At 75.6% G+C, this 15540-nt stretch carries 5 protein-coding genes and 1 pseudogene; all 6 read left to right on the plus strand.

Annotated features, from left to right (window positions below; translation table 11 throughout):
* Positions 1-238: 238 nt before the first annotated feature.
* Positions 239-4954, plus strand: a complete 4716-nt coding sequence (locus ACFMQL_RS26305) for an amino acid adenylation domain-containing protein (RefSeq protein WP_378787507.1) — start codon at positions 239-241, stop codon at positions 4952-4954.
* Positions 4951-13122, plus strand: coding sequence for an amino acid adenylation domain-containing protein (locus ACFMQL_RS26310; protein WP_378787509.1), 8172 nt, complete (start codon positions 4951-4953; stop codon positions 13120-13122). The genes ACFMQL_RS26305 and ACFMQL_RS26310 overlap by 4 nt, the downstream gene beginning before the upstream one ends.
* On the plus strand, positions 13119-14069 hold the full coding sequence (locus ACFMQL_RS26315) for a pyridoxal-phosphate dependent enzyme (protein ID WP_364055709.1): 951 nt from the start codon (positions 13119-13121) through the stop codon (positions 14067-14069). The genes ACFMQL_RS26310 and ACFMQL_RS26315 overlap by 4 nt, the downstream gene beginning before the upstream one ends.
* 67 nt (positions 14070-14136) lie before the next feature.
* Positions 14137-14580, plus strand: a complete 444-nt coding sequence (locus tag ACFMQL_RS26320; RefSeq protein ID WP_364055706.1) for an SRPBCC family protein — start codon at positions 14137-14139, stop codon at positions 14578-14580.
* A 202-nt stretch (positions 14581-14782) separates the two neighbouring features.
* Positions 14783-15262, plus strand: a complete 480-nt coding sequence (locus tag ACFMQL_RS26325) for a hypothetical protein (protein WP_378787512.1) — start codon at positions 14783-14785, stop codon at positions 15260-15262.
* Positions 15193-15411: pseudogene (locus tag ACFMQL_RS26330) on the plus strand (histidine kinase); the annotation flags it as partial. The gene ACFMQL_RS26325 and the pseudogene ACFMQL_RS26330, both read left to right, overlap by 70 nt.
* Positions 15412-15540: the final 129 nt, after the last annotated feature.

Raw genomic sequence — 15540 nt, forward strand, 5'->3', positions numbered from 1 at the left:
ACCTGATCACATGCCCCCATCCCGGAGCATAATGATCGTCTGCGGAGAGCAGATGACCCCGAGGAGGACAACCCGCGCGGCGATCGGTCGCGCCGATTACGCGACGCTGGACCGCCCGCGCGACCTCGTGCGGCCGGCGACGACCTCGCCTTGGACCCGTGCGCCATCCCCAAAGGAGCGGACCCGTTCGCGACCGCCCACCCGGGCCTGCGTTTGACCCCTGCTGGAAAGAGGACACATGAACCCCCCTGTGACGGGCGCGAACCGCCCTCCCACAGACATGCCCGGCCGCCTCCACGAGGCTCTGGAGGCGCAGTGCCGGCGCACGCCCGATCGCGTCGCCGTCGTCGCGGGCACGACCCGGCTGACCTACGCCGAGGTCCACCGCATGGCCAACGGGATCGCCAACGCACTCGCCGCGCGAGGCGTCGGGCGCGGCGACCTCGCGGGGATCTGCCTGGACCGTGACGAGTGGCTGGTGCCGGCGCTGATCGGGGTGCTGAAGGCGGGGGCCGCGTACGTGCCGCTGGACCCGGCCTACCCGGCGGAGCGGTTACGTTTCATGGCCGAGGACTCCGGCGCGGGCGTGGTGGTCACCTCGGCGGCCCGGCGCGGCACCGCGTCGCTGACCGGCGCCGACACCGTGCTCGTCGACGACACGACACCCGCCGAGCGCGGGCCCGAGGTCCCCGGCGAGCCGTCCGACGCCGCGTACGTCATCTACACCTCCGGCTCCACCGGCCGCCCCAAGGGCGTGGTCGTGGAGCACCGCAACACGCTGAACCTGGTGCGCTGGGAGGCGTCCGCCTACACGGCCGAGGAGCTGAGCGGCATGCTGGCCGGCTCCTCCATCTGCTTCGACGCCTCGATCACCCAGATCTTCACGCCGCTGTCCGCCGGCGGCACCGTGATCATGGCGGATAACGTGCTGTCGCTGCCGACGCTGCCGGCCCGCGACGAGGTGCGCACGGTCTTCGGCGTCCCGTCAGCGCTGTCAGTGCTGCTGCGCGAGCCGCTGCCCGAGGGCGTGCGCATGGTGCTGTCCGGCGGCGAGCGGCTGACCGCCGCCCTGGTGGCGCGCATCTTCGAGAACCCCGGCGTGCGCCGCGTGCTCAACATGTACGGCCCCACCGAGTGCACGACCGGCAGCACCCTGTACGAGGTGACCCGCGGCCACCAGGGCGAACCGCCGCTGGGCGGGCCCATGGCGAACGCGGTGCTCAGCGTGCGCGACGCCGACGGCCGGCCGGTCAAGGACGGCGACGTGGGCGAGCTGTGGATCGGCGGTCCCGGCGTGACCCGCGGATACCTGGGCCAGGAGTCGGACGCGTTCCGCACCGAGCCGGACGGCTCCCGCGTCTACCGCAGCGGCGACCTGGTCCGCTGGGTGGACGGCGAGCTGCATTACGTGGGCCGCGCCGACGACCAGGTCAAGATCCGCGGCTACCGGGTGGAGCTGGGCGAGGTCGAGTCGGCGCTGGAACGTCACCCCGCCGTGCGCCGCGCGGTCGTGCTCGCGCACACCGACGACGACGGCATCGCCTACCTCGTCGGGCACGTGGAGGCCCCCGGTGCGACGGAGCCCGAGCTGCGCGACTGGTTGCGCGAGCGGCTGCCCGACTACCTGGTCCCGGCCAGGATCGGCGTGACCGACGAGCTGCCGATCGCCCCCATGGGCAAGGTGGACCGCGCGGCCCTGCCCAAGCTGCGCCCCGCGCGTACGGGAGGCGAGGCGCCGGTCGCGCCGCGCACGGACGACGAGCGCCAGGTGGCCGAGGTGATCGCGGACGTCCTCGGCCTGCCCGAAGTGGGGGTGTACGACCGGTTCCCCGACCTGGGCGGGCACTCGCTGGCCGCCGCCCGGGTGGTGACCGAGCTGTCGCGGCGGCTCGGGCACACCGTGCCGCTTGCGGCGTTCCTGACCGAGCCGACCGCGGCCGGGCTGGCGGCGCGCCTGCGCGAGCCGGGCTCGGCCCCGGTGCGGCGGACCGGCGCGACCCGCCACCCGCTCACCGCCACCCAGCGCGAGTTCTGGACGCTGCGCGAGCTGCACCCGGGCAGCCCGGTCACCACGGTGTCGGTCCGGCTGCGCGTGCGCGACCTCGACGGGAGCGGGCCGCTGCGCGCGGCGCTGGACGCGGTCGTCCGCAGGCACGAGTCCCTGCGCAGCACGGTCGCCGTCGGCGATGACGGCGTCCCGTACGCGATCGTGCACCCGCCCGCCGCCGTCCCGCTGACCGAGCACCCGGCGGGCACGGACCCGGTGAAGGCGGCGCGGGCCGCGGCGGAGCACGTGTTCGACGTGACGACCGAGGTGCCGCTGCTGCGCGCGAGCCTCTGCCCTGCGGGGGACCACACGGCCGAGCTGGTGCTGGTGACGGACCACCTCGCCTTCGACGGCGGTTCCGTCGGCGTGCTGATGGAGGAGCTGGCCGCCGAGCTGGCGGGCGAGCCCGTACCCGAGCCCGCGGTGCAGCTCGGCGACGTGGCGGTACGCGAGCAGGAGGACCGGCCCGGCCTCGACGGGCTGCGGGAGTTCTGGCGCGCCGAACTGGAGGGGGCGCCGGTGGCGGGCCCGCCGCCCGCCGACCTGACGACGGACCGGGTGGTCAGGCCGCTGCCCGAGGAGTTCACCGATGGCGTGGCGGCGCTGGCCCGCGCGTGCGGCACGACCCCGTACGCGGTGTACCTGGCCGCGCTCGCCCTGGCCTCCGGGGAGCCGGACACGCTGATCGGCATGGTCGCCGCGCGCCGTGCCGCACCGGAGCTGGCCAGGGTCGTCGGACCGCTCATCGACACGGTGCCGGTCCGGCTGCGCCCGGACGCCGCGCCGACCTTCCGCGATCTGGTCAGGCAGGCCGGTGAGGCCGCGACACGGGCGCTGGTGCACCAGGAGGTCCCGCCCGCCGACCTGCCCCGCGCACCGGTGCTGCTGGCCATGCAGCACGGCGAGGTGCCGGTCCGTGCCGGACGCCTGGACCTGCTGACCGAGGTGGGCTCGGGCGCGGCGGTGCACGAGTTCAGCGTCCTGGTCAACCGCACGGTCGAGGGCTCCGAGCTGCACCTGGAGTACGCGCTCGCGCTGCTCGGCAGGCGGCAGGCCGAGGCGTACCTCGACCGGCTGCTGTGGCTGCTGCGCGGCGCGGTGGCCGAGCCGGACCTGGCGATCTCCGCGTTCGAGCGGGTCACCCCGGACGAACGCGCCGCGCTGCTCGCCCGCGCCGCCGGGCCCGAGCTGCCCGGCGACCTGCCGCCGGTGCCGGTGGCGCTCGCCTCGCACGCGACGGGCACGGCGGTGATCGGCCCGGACGGCGCGACGCTGAGCCACGCCGAGCTGAACGACCGCGCCGACCGGATCGCGGCCGGGCTGCTGGCGCACGGGGTGTCGCGGGGCGACGTGGTCGGCGTCCGCGTGCCGAGGGACCGGATGCTGCCCGCGGTGCTGCTGGGGGTGTGGCGGGCCGGGGCGGCGTATCTGCCGCTCGACCCGGACCTGCCGGAGGAGCGGCTGCGGCTGCTGGCCGAGGACGCGGGCGCCCGCGTGGTGCTCACCCGCGGCGAACCGCCCTCCGCGGCGGCGACGCTCGACGCGGACCTGCTCGCCGAGGGACCGCGCGCCGACCTGCCGGAGGTGCGCTCCGGCGACCTGGCGTACGTCATCTACACCTCCGGCTCCACCGGCGCCCCCAAGGGCGTCGAGGTCACCCACGGCGGCCTGTCCGCCCTCGTGCACGGCATGATCACCGCGCTCCGCCTCGGCCCGGATGACGTGCAGCCCGCGGTCGCGCCGCTGAGCTTCGACGCCTCGGCCTCCGAGCTGTGGTGCGTCCTGACCGCCGGCGGCACGTCGGTGGTGGTGGACAGGACCACGGCCACCGACGGGCACGCGTTGGCCGAGCTGATCACCGCGAGCGGCGCCACGGTGATCGACCTGGTGCCGACCTCGTACCGGATGCTGCTCGCGGCCGGCTGGACCGGCGGCCCGGCGCTGCGCGCCGTGGTCGGCGGCGAGGCCCTGGACCCGGCGCTGGCCGAGCAGATCCTGCTCCGCGCCGGTGAGCTGTGGAACGCCTACGGCCCCACCGAGACCACCGTCACCTCCACGCTGCACCGGGTGCGCACGCATGAGGGCGACCGGGTGCCGATCGGGTCGCCGATGCCGGGCGAGCGGGCGTACGTGGTGGACGCGCGGCTGCGGCTGGTGCCGCCGGGCGAGGTCGGCGAGCTGCTGCTGGGCGGCGCCGGCGTGGCCCGAGGCTACCGGGGACGGCCCGACCTGACCGACTCCGCGTTCGTGGCCGACCCCTTCACGCCGGGCGGCCGCGCGTACCGGACGGGCGACCTGGCGCGGTGGCGGCCTGACGGGACGCTGGAGTTCCACGGCCGCCGCGACCACCAGGTGAAGGTGCGCGGGTACCGGATCGAGCCGAGCGAGATCGAGGCCGTGCTGCGCGAGCTCGCCGAGGTCGCGGTAGCCGTGGCGGGCACGGGCGCGGACGCCCACCTGGTCGGCTACGTCGCGCCGGAGACGGCGGACCTGGCCGCGATCCAGCGGCACGCCACGTCCAAGCTGCCCGCCCACATGGTGCCGCGCCGCTGGGTCACGCTGCCGGCCCTGCCCACGCTGCCCAACGGCAAGGTGGACCGCGCCGCGCTGCCCGAGCCGGACACCGGACCCGGGCAGGAGCGGGTCGCACCCGCCACCGACGCCGAGCGCCTGGTGGCCGCCGTCTGGGCCGAGGTGCTCGAACGGCCCGAGGTCTGGGCCGGCGACGACTTCTTCGCCCTCGGCGGCGCCTCGTTCGCCGCGACCAGGGTGGCCGCGCGCCTGCGCGAGATGTTGCAGGTCGCGGTGCCGGTGCGGCTGCTGTTCGACCGCCCGGTGCTCGCCGACTTCGCCGCCGCGCTGGAGGAGCTGCTGGCCGCCGAGCTGATGGAGGGGAACGAGGGATGACCGAGGTACATGAGGACCGGATCGCCGGGCTCGTCCGCTCCAGGCTCGCCGCCGCGCTCAAGCAGGCCGAGAAGGCGGCCCCCGGCATCCCCGTGACGCGGGCCACGGACATGCCGCTGTCGCCGACCCAGGAGCGGCTGTGGTTCCTGGCCCAGCTCGAGCCGGACACGCCCGCCTACAACGTGCCGCTGGCGCTGCGGCTGCGCGGCCCGGTGGACCTCGCCGCGCTCACCGGCGCGGTGGCCGACCTCGCCGAGCGGCACTGGATCCTGCGCGGCGTCATCGAAGACGGCCGGGTACGCCCCGTCCCCGCCGTGCCGGTGCCCGTGGTGGACGTGGACCCGGCCGACCTGGAGCGGGAGCTGACCGGGCACGCCTGGCGGCCGTTCCGGCTGAACGCCGAGCCGCCCATGCGGGCCACGGTGTTCCGGCTCGCCGACGACGAGTGCGTGCTCGCGCTCACCCTGCACCACATCGCCACCGACGCCTGGTCGGAGCGCGTGCTGCTGGACGACCTCGCCCGCCTGTACGCCGCCCGCCTCGGCCTGGAACCGGCCCCCGACGCCCCCGCCCTGCAGTACGCGGACGTCGCGGCGTGGGAGGCCGGACGGCAGGACACCGACCTCGACTGGTGGGCCGGGTACCTGGCGGGCCTGCCGCCGGTGCTCGACCTGCCGCTCGCCCGCCCCCGCCCGCCCGTGCCCGGATGGAAGGGCGCGGCGGTGCCGCTGGAGGTGCCCGAGCCGCTGGCGGCGAAGGTCCGCGCGGTGCCGGGGACGTCGCCCTTCATGGTGTTCCTCGCCGGGCTGCAGGCGCTGCTGAGCCGCCTGTCCGGCATGGACGACATCGCCGTGGGCGTGCCGCACGCGGGCCGTCACCACCCCGACGCCGAGCGGGTCGTCGGCTGCTTCGTCAACACGCTGGTGGTGCGCGGCGACACCTCGGGTGACCCGACCGGCGCCGAGCTGCTGGAGCGGGCCCGTACGGCGGCGCTGGACGCGTACGCGCACGCCGGCACGCCGTTCGAGCGGGTCGTGGAGCGGCTGCGGCCGGAGCGGAACCTCGCGGTCACGCCGCTGTTCCAGGTGATGCTCAACGTCTACGACACCGGCGCGCCGATCACGCTGCCCGGACTGCGGGTCGAGGAGGTGCCGCTGGAGGCGCCGACCGCGAAGTTCGACCTGAACATCGAGCTCGGCGACGACGGCACCCGCTTCACCGGCGAGCTGCGCTACCGCAGCGACCTGTACGACGAGACGACCGCGCGCCGCCTCGCCGGCTGGTACCTGGAGCTGCTCGACGGCATGCTCACCGACCCGGACGCGCCCGTGCGGATGCCGGCCGGCGACGACCTGCGCGGCCCGGCCGCGGACCTGCCCGTGGACGTGCCGCTGCACGCGCTGGTCGAGCGGGTGGCCGACGCGAGCCCCGACGCAGTCGCGGTCGGCACGCTCGGCTACGCGGAGCTGGACCGCCGCGCCAACCAGGTGGCCCACTGGCTGCTGGAGCGCGGGGTGCGCCCTGACGAGCCGGTCGGCGTGCTGCTGGAGCGGCGGCCCGAGCTGGTGGTCGCCATGCTCGGCGTGCTCAAGGCGGGCGCGGCCTACCTGCCGCTCGACCCGGTCTATCCGGAGCGGCGCAACCAGGCGGTGGTGGCCGACGCCGGGGCGCGGATCGTGCTCACCGAGGCCGAGCTCGCCGCCGCCGCGGACGCCTCCGCCGAACGTCCTGGCGTGGACGTGCGGCCGGAGCACCTGGCGTACGTGATCTACACCTCGGGCTCGACCGGGCGGCCGAAGGGGGTCGCGGTCGAGCACCGGCACATCACCCACTACCTCGGCGCGGTGGCCGGGGTCCTCCCCGCGGGGCTGGCCTCGTTCGCGCTGGTCTCCACCGCCGCCGCCGACCTGGGCATGACGAACGTGTGGTGCGCGCTGACCACGGGCGCCACCCTCCACCTGATCGACCACGAGACGGCCACCGACCCGGCCGCGTTCGCCGCCCGCCTGGCAGAGCAGCCGGTGGACGCGATCAAGATGGTGCCCAGCCAGCTCGAACTCCTCGGCACGGCCGCGCTCCCGGAGAAGCTGCTGATCCTGGCCGGCGAGGCGGTGCCCGCCGACCTGGTGGCGCGCGTCCGGCAGGCGCGGCCGGACCTGGAGGTGCAGATCCACTACGGACCCACCGAGACCACGGTGTCCGTGCTGGCCTGCGACGCGGACGAGAGCGCCCCCGGACGGGCGCCGCTCGGGCGGCCGCTGGCCGACGTGGTGTGCCGGGTGGCCGACCCGTCAGGACGGGCGCTGCCGCCCGGCGTGCCGGGGGAGCTGTGGATCGGCGGGCCCAGCGTGGCGCGCGGCTACCTGGGCCGCCCCGACCTCACCGCCGAACGTTTCACCGGCGGCTGGTACCGCACCGGCGACCGCGTCAGGGTCACCCAGGACGGGCTGATCGAGTTCCTGGGACGCGTCGACGACCAGGTGAAGGTGCGCGGCTTCCGCGTCGAGCTGGGCGAGGTCGCCGCGGCGTTACGAGCCCTGCCGCAGGTCGCCGAGGCGTACGTGCAGCCGGTCGGCGCCGGCCTGGAGCGGCGCCTGGCCGCCTGGGTGACCCCGGCCACGGTGGACGCGGCCGAGGTACGGGCGGCGCTGCGCGAGCGGCTGCCCGACTACATGGTGCCGGCCGCGATCGGCGTGCTCGAGGCCCTGCCGCTCACCCCGAACGGCAAGGTGGACCGGGCCGCGCTGCCCGAGCCCGAGGCCGCGCCCGCCGTGCGGGTGCCGCTCGGCACCCCGGCCGAGCGCCTGGTGGGCGAGATCTGGACCGAGGTGCTCGGCCTCACCGAGGTGTGGGCGGACGACGACTTCTTCGCGCTCGGCGGGCACTCGTTCGCCGCGACCCGGGTGGCCGGGCGGCTGCGCGAGCGGCTGGGCGCGGCGGTGCAGGTGCGGCTGCTGTTCGAGCACCCGGTGCTGGCCGACCTGGCCGCCGCGCTCCCGCAGCCCGCCGCCGCGGCGCGGGCGCGGCGCGCGCCGGTGGACGGGCCGGTGCCGCTGTCCGGGGTGCAGGCCAGGCTGTGGTTCCTGGCGCAGCTCGAACCGGACAGCAGCGCCTACAACGTCCCGATCGCGCTGCGGCTGCGCGGCCCGCTGCGGGAGGAGGCGCTGCTGGGCGCGGTACGCGACCTGGCCGAGCGGCACCACGTCCTGCGCAGCGTCGTCGACGACTCGGGACCCGAGCCCGTGATGGTGGTGCGGGACGCCGCCGAGGTGCCCGTCTCCACCGAGCGCGTGCACCGGTCCGAGGTCGAGGACGTGCTGGCCGCGCACCTCGCGACCCCGTTCGCTCTGGACCGCGAGCCGCCCATGCGCGCGACGTTGCTGACCGTCGATCACGAAGAGCACGTGCTCTCGCTCACCTTCCACCACATCGCCACCGACGCGTGGACGCGCGGCCTGCTGCTCGACGAGCTGTCCGGCCTGTACGCCGCCCGCCTCGGCCTGCGCCCGCCGCTCGGCCCGCCGCCCGCGCAGTACGCCGAGGTCTCGCCGGTCCCCGACCCGGCCGACCTGGACTGGTGGGCCGAGCGGCTGGACGGCCTGCCGCCGGTGCTCGACCTGCCCGCCGACCGGCCGCGCCCCGCCGTGCCCGGCCCCGGCGGCGCCGCGCTCGACCTGGAACTGCCGGCCGGGCTGAGCGAGCGGATCAGGGCGGTGGCCGCCGCCTACCGCTCCACGCCGTTCATCGTGCTGCTGGCCGGGCTGCAGGCGCTGCTGGCCAGGCTGTCGGCGAGCGCGGACATCGCGGTCGGCGTGCCGGTCTCCGGCCGCGACCACCCGGACACCGAAGGCGTGGTGGGCTGCTTCCTCAACACCGTCGTCGTACGGACCGACGTGGGCGGCGACCCGACCGGGCGCGACCTGCTGGCCCGCGCCCGAGAGTCCGCGCTTGGCGCGCTCGCGCACGCGGGCACGCCGTTCGACCGGGTGGTGGACCGGCTGCGGCCGGAGCGGAACCTGGCGGCCACGCCGCTGTTCCAGGTGATGCTCAACTACATCTCCGGCGTGGCGCGGCCGGAGCTGCCCGGCCTGGAGTCGTCCGAGATCCAGCTGCCGGAGCAGACCACCAAGTTCGACCTGAGCTGGCACGTCATCGACGAGGGTCCCGGCGCGCCGCTGCGCGGCGGGCTCGCGTACCGCACCGACCTGTTCGAGCCGGGGACCGCGGAAAAGCTGGCCCGCTGGTACACGGCCCTGCTCGACGGGCTGCTCGCCGACCTGGACGCGCCCGTGGGCGCGGTGCCGCTTGAGCCGGTGACAGGGCCCGTCATCGACGGCGGGCCGCCGCCCGAGCCGCCCGCCGGGGCGGTGCACCACCTGATCGAGCGCTGGGTGGACGAGACCCCCGGCGCCCTCGCGGTGGTGGGCGCCGATCGTGCCCTGACGTACGCGGAGCTGGAGTCGGCCGCGAACCGGATCGCGCACTGGCTCCTGGACGCCGGCGTGCAAGCGGACGAACCGGTCGGCGTGCTGCTCGAACCCGGGGCGGACCTGGCGTGCGCGCTGTTCGGCATCCAGAAGTCGGGCGGCGGCTACCTGCCGATGGACCCGGCCTACCCGGCGGCGCGGATCGCCGCGATGCTGGAGGCCGCCGGAGTGCGGGCCGTGGTGACGGTGAGCGAGTTCGCGCCCCTCATCGGGGACGGCAGGCGGGTGCTGACGCTCGACCGGCCGCCGTCCCTGCCGGACACCCGGCCCGACGTGGACGTACGGCCCGGGCACCTGCACCACGTGATCTTCACGTCGGGCTCCACCGGCACGCCCAAGGCGGTGGCCGCCGAGCACCGCGGCGTGCTCAACTACCTGGGCGGCATGCTGCCGCGCATCGGCGTGCCCGGCGGGTCGTTCGCCGTGGTCTCCACGCCCGCCGCCGACTTCGGCCTGACCTGCGTGTTCGGCGCGCTGACCACGGGCGGCACGGTGCACCTGGTGCCGCGCGAGACCGCGATGGACCCGGCCGCGTTCGCCGGCTACCTCGCCGGGCACCGGGTGGACGTCGTCAAATGCGTGCCGAGCCACCTGGAGCTGCTGGCGTCGGGCGGCGACCTGGCCGCCGTGCTGCCGCGCGAGCTGCTGATCCTGGCGGGTGAGGCGTGCCCGTGGGACCTGGTCGAGCGGGCCAGGACCGCCCGGCCCGGGCTGCGCATCCAGAGCCACTACGGCCACACCGAGTCCACGATGATCTGCCTGGTGTGCGACACCGAGGAGATCCCCGCCGACCGGCGGACCGGCATCGTGCCGCTCGGCCGCCCGCTGCCCGGCGTGCACGGCCACCTCGTGGACGCGGCGATGCGCCCCGTGCCGCCCGGCGTGCCCGGCGAGCTGGTGGTCGGCGGTCCCGGCGTCACCCGCGGCTACATCGGCCGGCCCGAGCTGACCGCCGAACGGTTCGTCCCCGACCCGCTGACCGGGGACGGACGCTGCTACCGCAGCGGCGACCTGCTGCGCCTCACCTCCGACGGGCGGATCGAGTTCCGCGGCCGGGTGGACGACCAGGTCAAGGTGCGCGGCTACCGCGTGGAGCTGGGCGAGGTCACCACCGCGCTGCGGGCGCTGCCCCAGGTCGCCGAGGCCGTGGTGCTGCCCGTCGGCGAGGGCAAGGCCAGGCAGCTCGCCGCGTGGGTCACGCCCGCGACCGTGGAGGCCGCGGCCGTGCGCTCGGCGCTGCGCGAGCGGCTGCCCGACTACATGGTGCCCGCGCACGTCGTGGCGCTCGACCGGCTCCCGCTCAACCCGAACGGGAAGATCGACAGGGCCGCGCTGCCCGAGCCGGTGGCCGAGCGGGCCGCGTACGCCGCGCCCGCGACCCCCGAGGAGGAGCTGGTCGCCGGGGTCTTCGCCCGCGTGCTCGACGTGGAGCGGGTGGGGACCGACGACGACTTCTTCGCCCTCGGCGGTGACTCGTTCGCCGCGGTCCGCGCGGTCAAGGAGATCGGCCGCGGGCTGCGGGTGATCGACCTGTTCACCCGGCCGTCCGTCGCCGAGCTGGCCGCGTTCCTCGGCCGCGAGGACGGCGGCGAGACCGGCGGCGGGCTGCTGCATCGCCTGGGCGGCGGGCGGGCCAGCGAGTTCACGCTGGTGTGCGTGCCGTACGGCGGCGGCTCGGCGGCGGTCTACCAGCCGCTGGCCAAGGAGCTGGGCGACCGGGTGGAGGTGCTCTCCGCCGAGCTGCCCGGCCACGACCCCGCCCGCCCCGACGAACGGCCGCTGCCGCTGGAAGAGCTCGCGGACAGGCTGGCCGCCGAGGTGGCGCGGAGTGCGTCAGGACCGGTCGCGATCTACGGCCACTGCGTGGGCTCCGCGCTCGCCGTCGCACTCGCCCGCCGCCTGGAGGCGGACGGCGTGCACGTGCTGGGCGTGATCGCCGCCGCGAGCTTCCCCGCCGCACGGCTGCCCGGACCGATCAGGCGGCTGTTCGGCGGCGACCGCTGGGTGTCGGACCGGATGTTCCGCGACGCGCTGCGCGCCTCCGGCGGGCTGCTCGACGACATGGACGAGGCCGCCAAGCGCACCGCCGTACGCGCCATGCGGCACGACGCCGACCAGGCGCAGGAGTGGTTCACCCGCGAGCTGACCGGCGAGGCGGCGCCGCTGCGCGCCCCGATACTCAGCCTCGTCGGGGAGCGTGACCGCGCCACCCAGCTCCACGAGGAGCGCCACGCCGAGTGGGCGGCGTTCTCGCCCCGCGTGGAGCGGGCCGTGCTGCCCAGGGCCGGACACTACTTCCTGCGCCACCAGGCGGCACCCCTGGCCGCCCTGGTGCTCGGCCACCTGACCCGCTGGACGGCCGGCGACCTGCCCGACCCGGTGCGCCCGCCCGAGCGCACCAACCTGCGGCCCTTCTACACGGTCGCCGCCGGGCAGATCGTCTCGGCGCTGGGCACGGCGCTCAGCTCGTTCGCGCTCGGCGTGTGGGCGTACCAGCTCAGCGGCGAGATCCTGGACCTGGCGCTGGTCACGATGCTGGCGCAGATCCCGGCCGTGCTGCTCACCCCGCTCGGCGGCGCGCTCGCCGACCGGATCGACCGGCGCACGATCATGCTGGCCTGCGACGCGCTGTCCGGGCTCACCATGGTGGCGCTGGTGCTGCTGCTCGTCACCGGGCGGCTGGAGTTCTGGAACGTCTGCCTCATCGTCGGCGTCACCTCGATCGTGTCGGCGTTCCAGCAGCCCGCGTGGATGGCGGCGGTCGCGCAGCTCGTGCCGAAACCGTACCTGCCACAGGCCAACGCCCTCGCGAACGTGGGCTTCGGCATCGGCAACGTGGTCGCGCCGCTCGCCGGCGGCGCGCTGATCGGCCTGTTCGGGCTGTCGGCGGTGGTCGCGGTGGACGTGGCCACGTTCGCGGTCGGCGTGATCACGCTGCTGCTGGTGCGCTTCCCCGACCGGCTCTTCCACCGGCGCGAGGAGACGTTCACGGCGGCGCTCACCGGTGGCTGGCGGTTCCTGCGCAGGCGGCGGCCGCTGCTGGTGATGGCGCTCTACTTCGCGGTGGTCAACTTCTGCACCGCCCTCATGTGGGTGCTCGTCACCCCGATCGTGCTGGCCATCGGCACCTCGGCCGACCTGGGCGTGGTGACCGCCGTGGGCGGTGTCGGCGCGGCCATCGGCACCGGCGTGGTGATGGTGTGGGGCGGCACCCGGCGGCGGGCCACCGGCATGATCGGCTTCGTCGCCGGGTCCGGCGTCGGCGTCATCCTCATGGGCGCGTGGCCGGTCGTGTGGCTGGTCGCGGCCGGGCTGTTCATCCGGCTGGCGTGCATGAGCATCGGCAACGCCCACTGGCTGTCGATCATCCAGGTCAAGGTGGGCCAGGAGCTGCAGGGCCGGGTGCTCGCGGTGAACATCATGATCGCCACCGCGATGCAGCCGATCGGCTTCCTCGCCGCCGACCCGCTGGCCGAGTGGGCCGGGCGGTTCGCCGGCGGGCCCGGCGGCGGCGCGGCGGCGGTGCTGCTGGCCAGCGGCGTCTTCCTGGTGATCTGGGGACTGCTGGGGCTGTGGTACCGGCCGCTGCACCACCTGGAAGACCGCGTTCCCGACGCCGCGCCGCCCGCGGAGGCCGCGGCCGACCTGGACGCCATCCAGGAGAGGGTGCTGAGCGCGTGAACGTGGAAAGCGCGGTGCGCACGGGGCTCGTCACCGCAGGCGACGTCCAGGCGGCGAGCGCCCGCATCGAGCCGTACGTGCGGCGCACCCCGCTGCTGCGGCTGCCCGGCGAGCGGCTCTGGGTCAAGCCGGAGAACCGGCAGCCGACCCGCTCGTTCAAGGTCCGCGGCGCGGTCAACGCCGTGGTCCGGCTCGCCCGGCACGGCGTACGGCACGTGATCGCGCAGTCGTCGGGCAACCACGCCCAGGCCATCGCCTACGCCGCCGCCGAGCAGGGGGTGCGGGCCACCGTCGTCCTGCCGGACACCGCACCCGAGCTGAAGGTGAGCGCCGCGCGCCGGCTCGGCGCCGAGGTGGTGATCGTGCCGCCCGCCCTGCGGGAGGACGCCTGCCTGGCGCTGTCCGACCGGTTCGGCGCGGCGATCATCCGCTCCGACGCGTTCGACGTCATCGCCGGGCACGGCAGCGCCGGAGCCGAGATCGTCCAGGACCTGCCGGACGCGGGCTCGGTCCTGGTGCCCGTCTGCAACGGCGGCCTGCTCGCCGGGATCGCGGTGGCGGTCAAGGCCACCTGCCCGGCGATCCGGGTGATCGGCGTCGAACCCGAGCTGGCCGCCGACGGGGCGGCCAGCTTCCGCTCCGGCACGCGTACGGCCTGGCCGGTGGAGCTCACCTACCGCACCCGCGCCGACGGGCTGCGCGCCCCCGTCCTCGGCGCCCTGGCCTGGGAGCACATCCACCGGTACGTGGACGACATGGTGACCGTGACCGAGGACGCCATCGACACCGCCGCCGCCCTGCTCCTGCGCGAGCTGGGGGAGCGTGCCGAGCCCAGCGGCGCGGTCGCCACGGCCGCCTACCTGGCCCACCGGGCTTCCCTGCCGCCGGGACCGGTCGTCGCGATCCTCTCCGGCGGCAACGTCGCCTCCGCCACGGCGGCGAGCTAGCGGCGGCGAACCAGTGGCGGCCGGGCGGGGCCAGCGCGTACGGAATACTTGCAAGCAGAGGAGAACCATGCCCAGTACGACGTTCAGCAACGTCTTCCACGTCCCTGCCCCGCCGCCCGCGGTGCTCGCGCATCTCAGCGAGCCGTCGAGCTACATCGGCCTGTCACCGCTCGTGGTGGCGGTCCGCGACGTGCGCAAGGAGCCCGGCGTGACCCGGTACGTGTCGGTGGAGCGCTTCCGCTTCCTCGGCTTCATCACGTACGACAACCTGATCGAGGTGACGCTGCGCACCACCGAGGACAGCGTCGAAGGCGAGGTGGACAGCCCCGGCGGCGTGCGGCTCGTCTACCGGTTCCGGCTGACCCCCGACGGCGCGGGCACCGAGGTGGAGGACGTGCTGACGGTGCACGCCACGCTGGCCCCGGTGCTCTGGTACGCCGCCCGCAAGGCCCGCCAGGTCCAGCTCGCCCGCGCCGGCATCCTCGCCGCCCGCGCCGCGACCCTGACCTGAGCCTGACCGGAGACCGACCAGGCGTCGAGCCCGCCGGGCTCGACGCGTTCCACCAGGCCGAGACCGCCTGGCTTACCGGCACGGGACGGCGGCAGGCTCCCGGCCGCGCGCCCGGGAACACGATGACCCGGCGACCGCTCCGCTGCCATCTCCCCCTGCCGGGGGAGGGCACTTCCGGGGGCGTCGGCTAGGGTCGGGCCACGTGAAGCGCCACCTCACCCAGGCCGTGCGGGCCGGGGTCTACCAGCTGCTGGGCGCTGCGCTGTTGTCCCCGGTCGCCGCGGCGCTCGGCTTGCTGATCCTGACCGCGCTGACGCCGGGACGCGTACTGGTGCTGTGGGCGGCATGTCTGCCCGCCTCGGTGCTGCTCGCGATGCTGCCGCTGACGCGCCGTCTGGAGGTGGCCGCGCTGTCGGATCTGCTCGACGTCGTCGTGCCCGAGCGCGGTGACCGCCTCTACCTGGTGGCCCTGACCAGCCTGCACCTGTACGTCGGCGCGACGCTGAGCGCGGCCGTGCTGGCCCTGTCTCCCGGGCTGCTCCCGCGGGCGTGGCGGACGCCTCCGGTGAGGTGGCCGAGGTGCTGCTGCTCGCCGCCGTCGTGCTGGCCGCGATGGTCGCCGCGGGTCTCGGCCAGCGCTGGGCCGCGCGCCGGCTGCTGCGCTCAGAGCCGTCCCAGCTGATCGACGAGCTCGGCCGCCGCCAGTCGCTCGCTCTGGAACTGCACGACTCCGTCGGCCACGCCCTCAGCGTCGTCCTCGTGCAGGCCATGGCGGCCGAGGCGGCCCTGCAGCGAGCCGCCCCCGCGCTCGCCGCGCAGTCGCTCGGACACCTGACGGCCACCGCCCGCGATGCCCAGCAGCAGCTCGACGTGCTGCTCAGCGTGCTCGACGACGGCACGACGGGCAAGACGCCCACCCTGGAGGCGCTCGGCACGCTCACCCGCGGCCTCGACGTCAGG

Origin of the sequence: Nonomuraea fastidiosa, assembly GCF_042751225.1 — a bacterium.
GTDB lineage: Bacteria > Actinomycetota > Actinomycetes > Streptosporangiales > Streptosporangiaceae > Nonomuraea > Nonomuraea fastidiosa.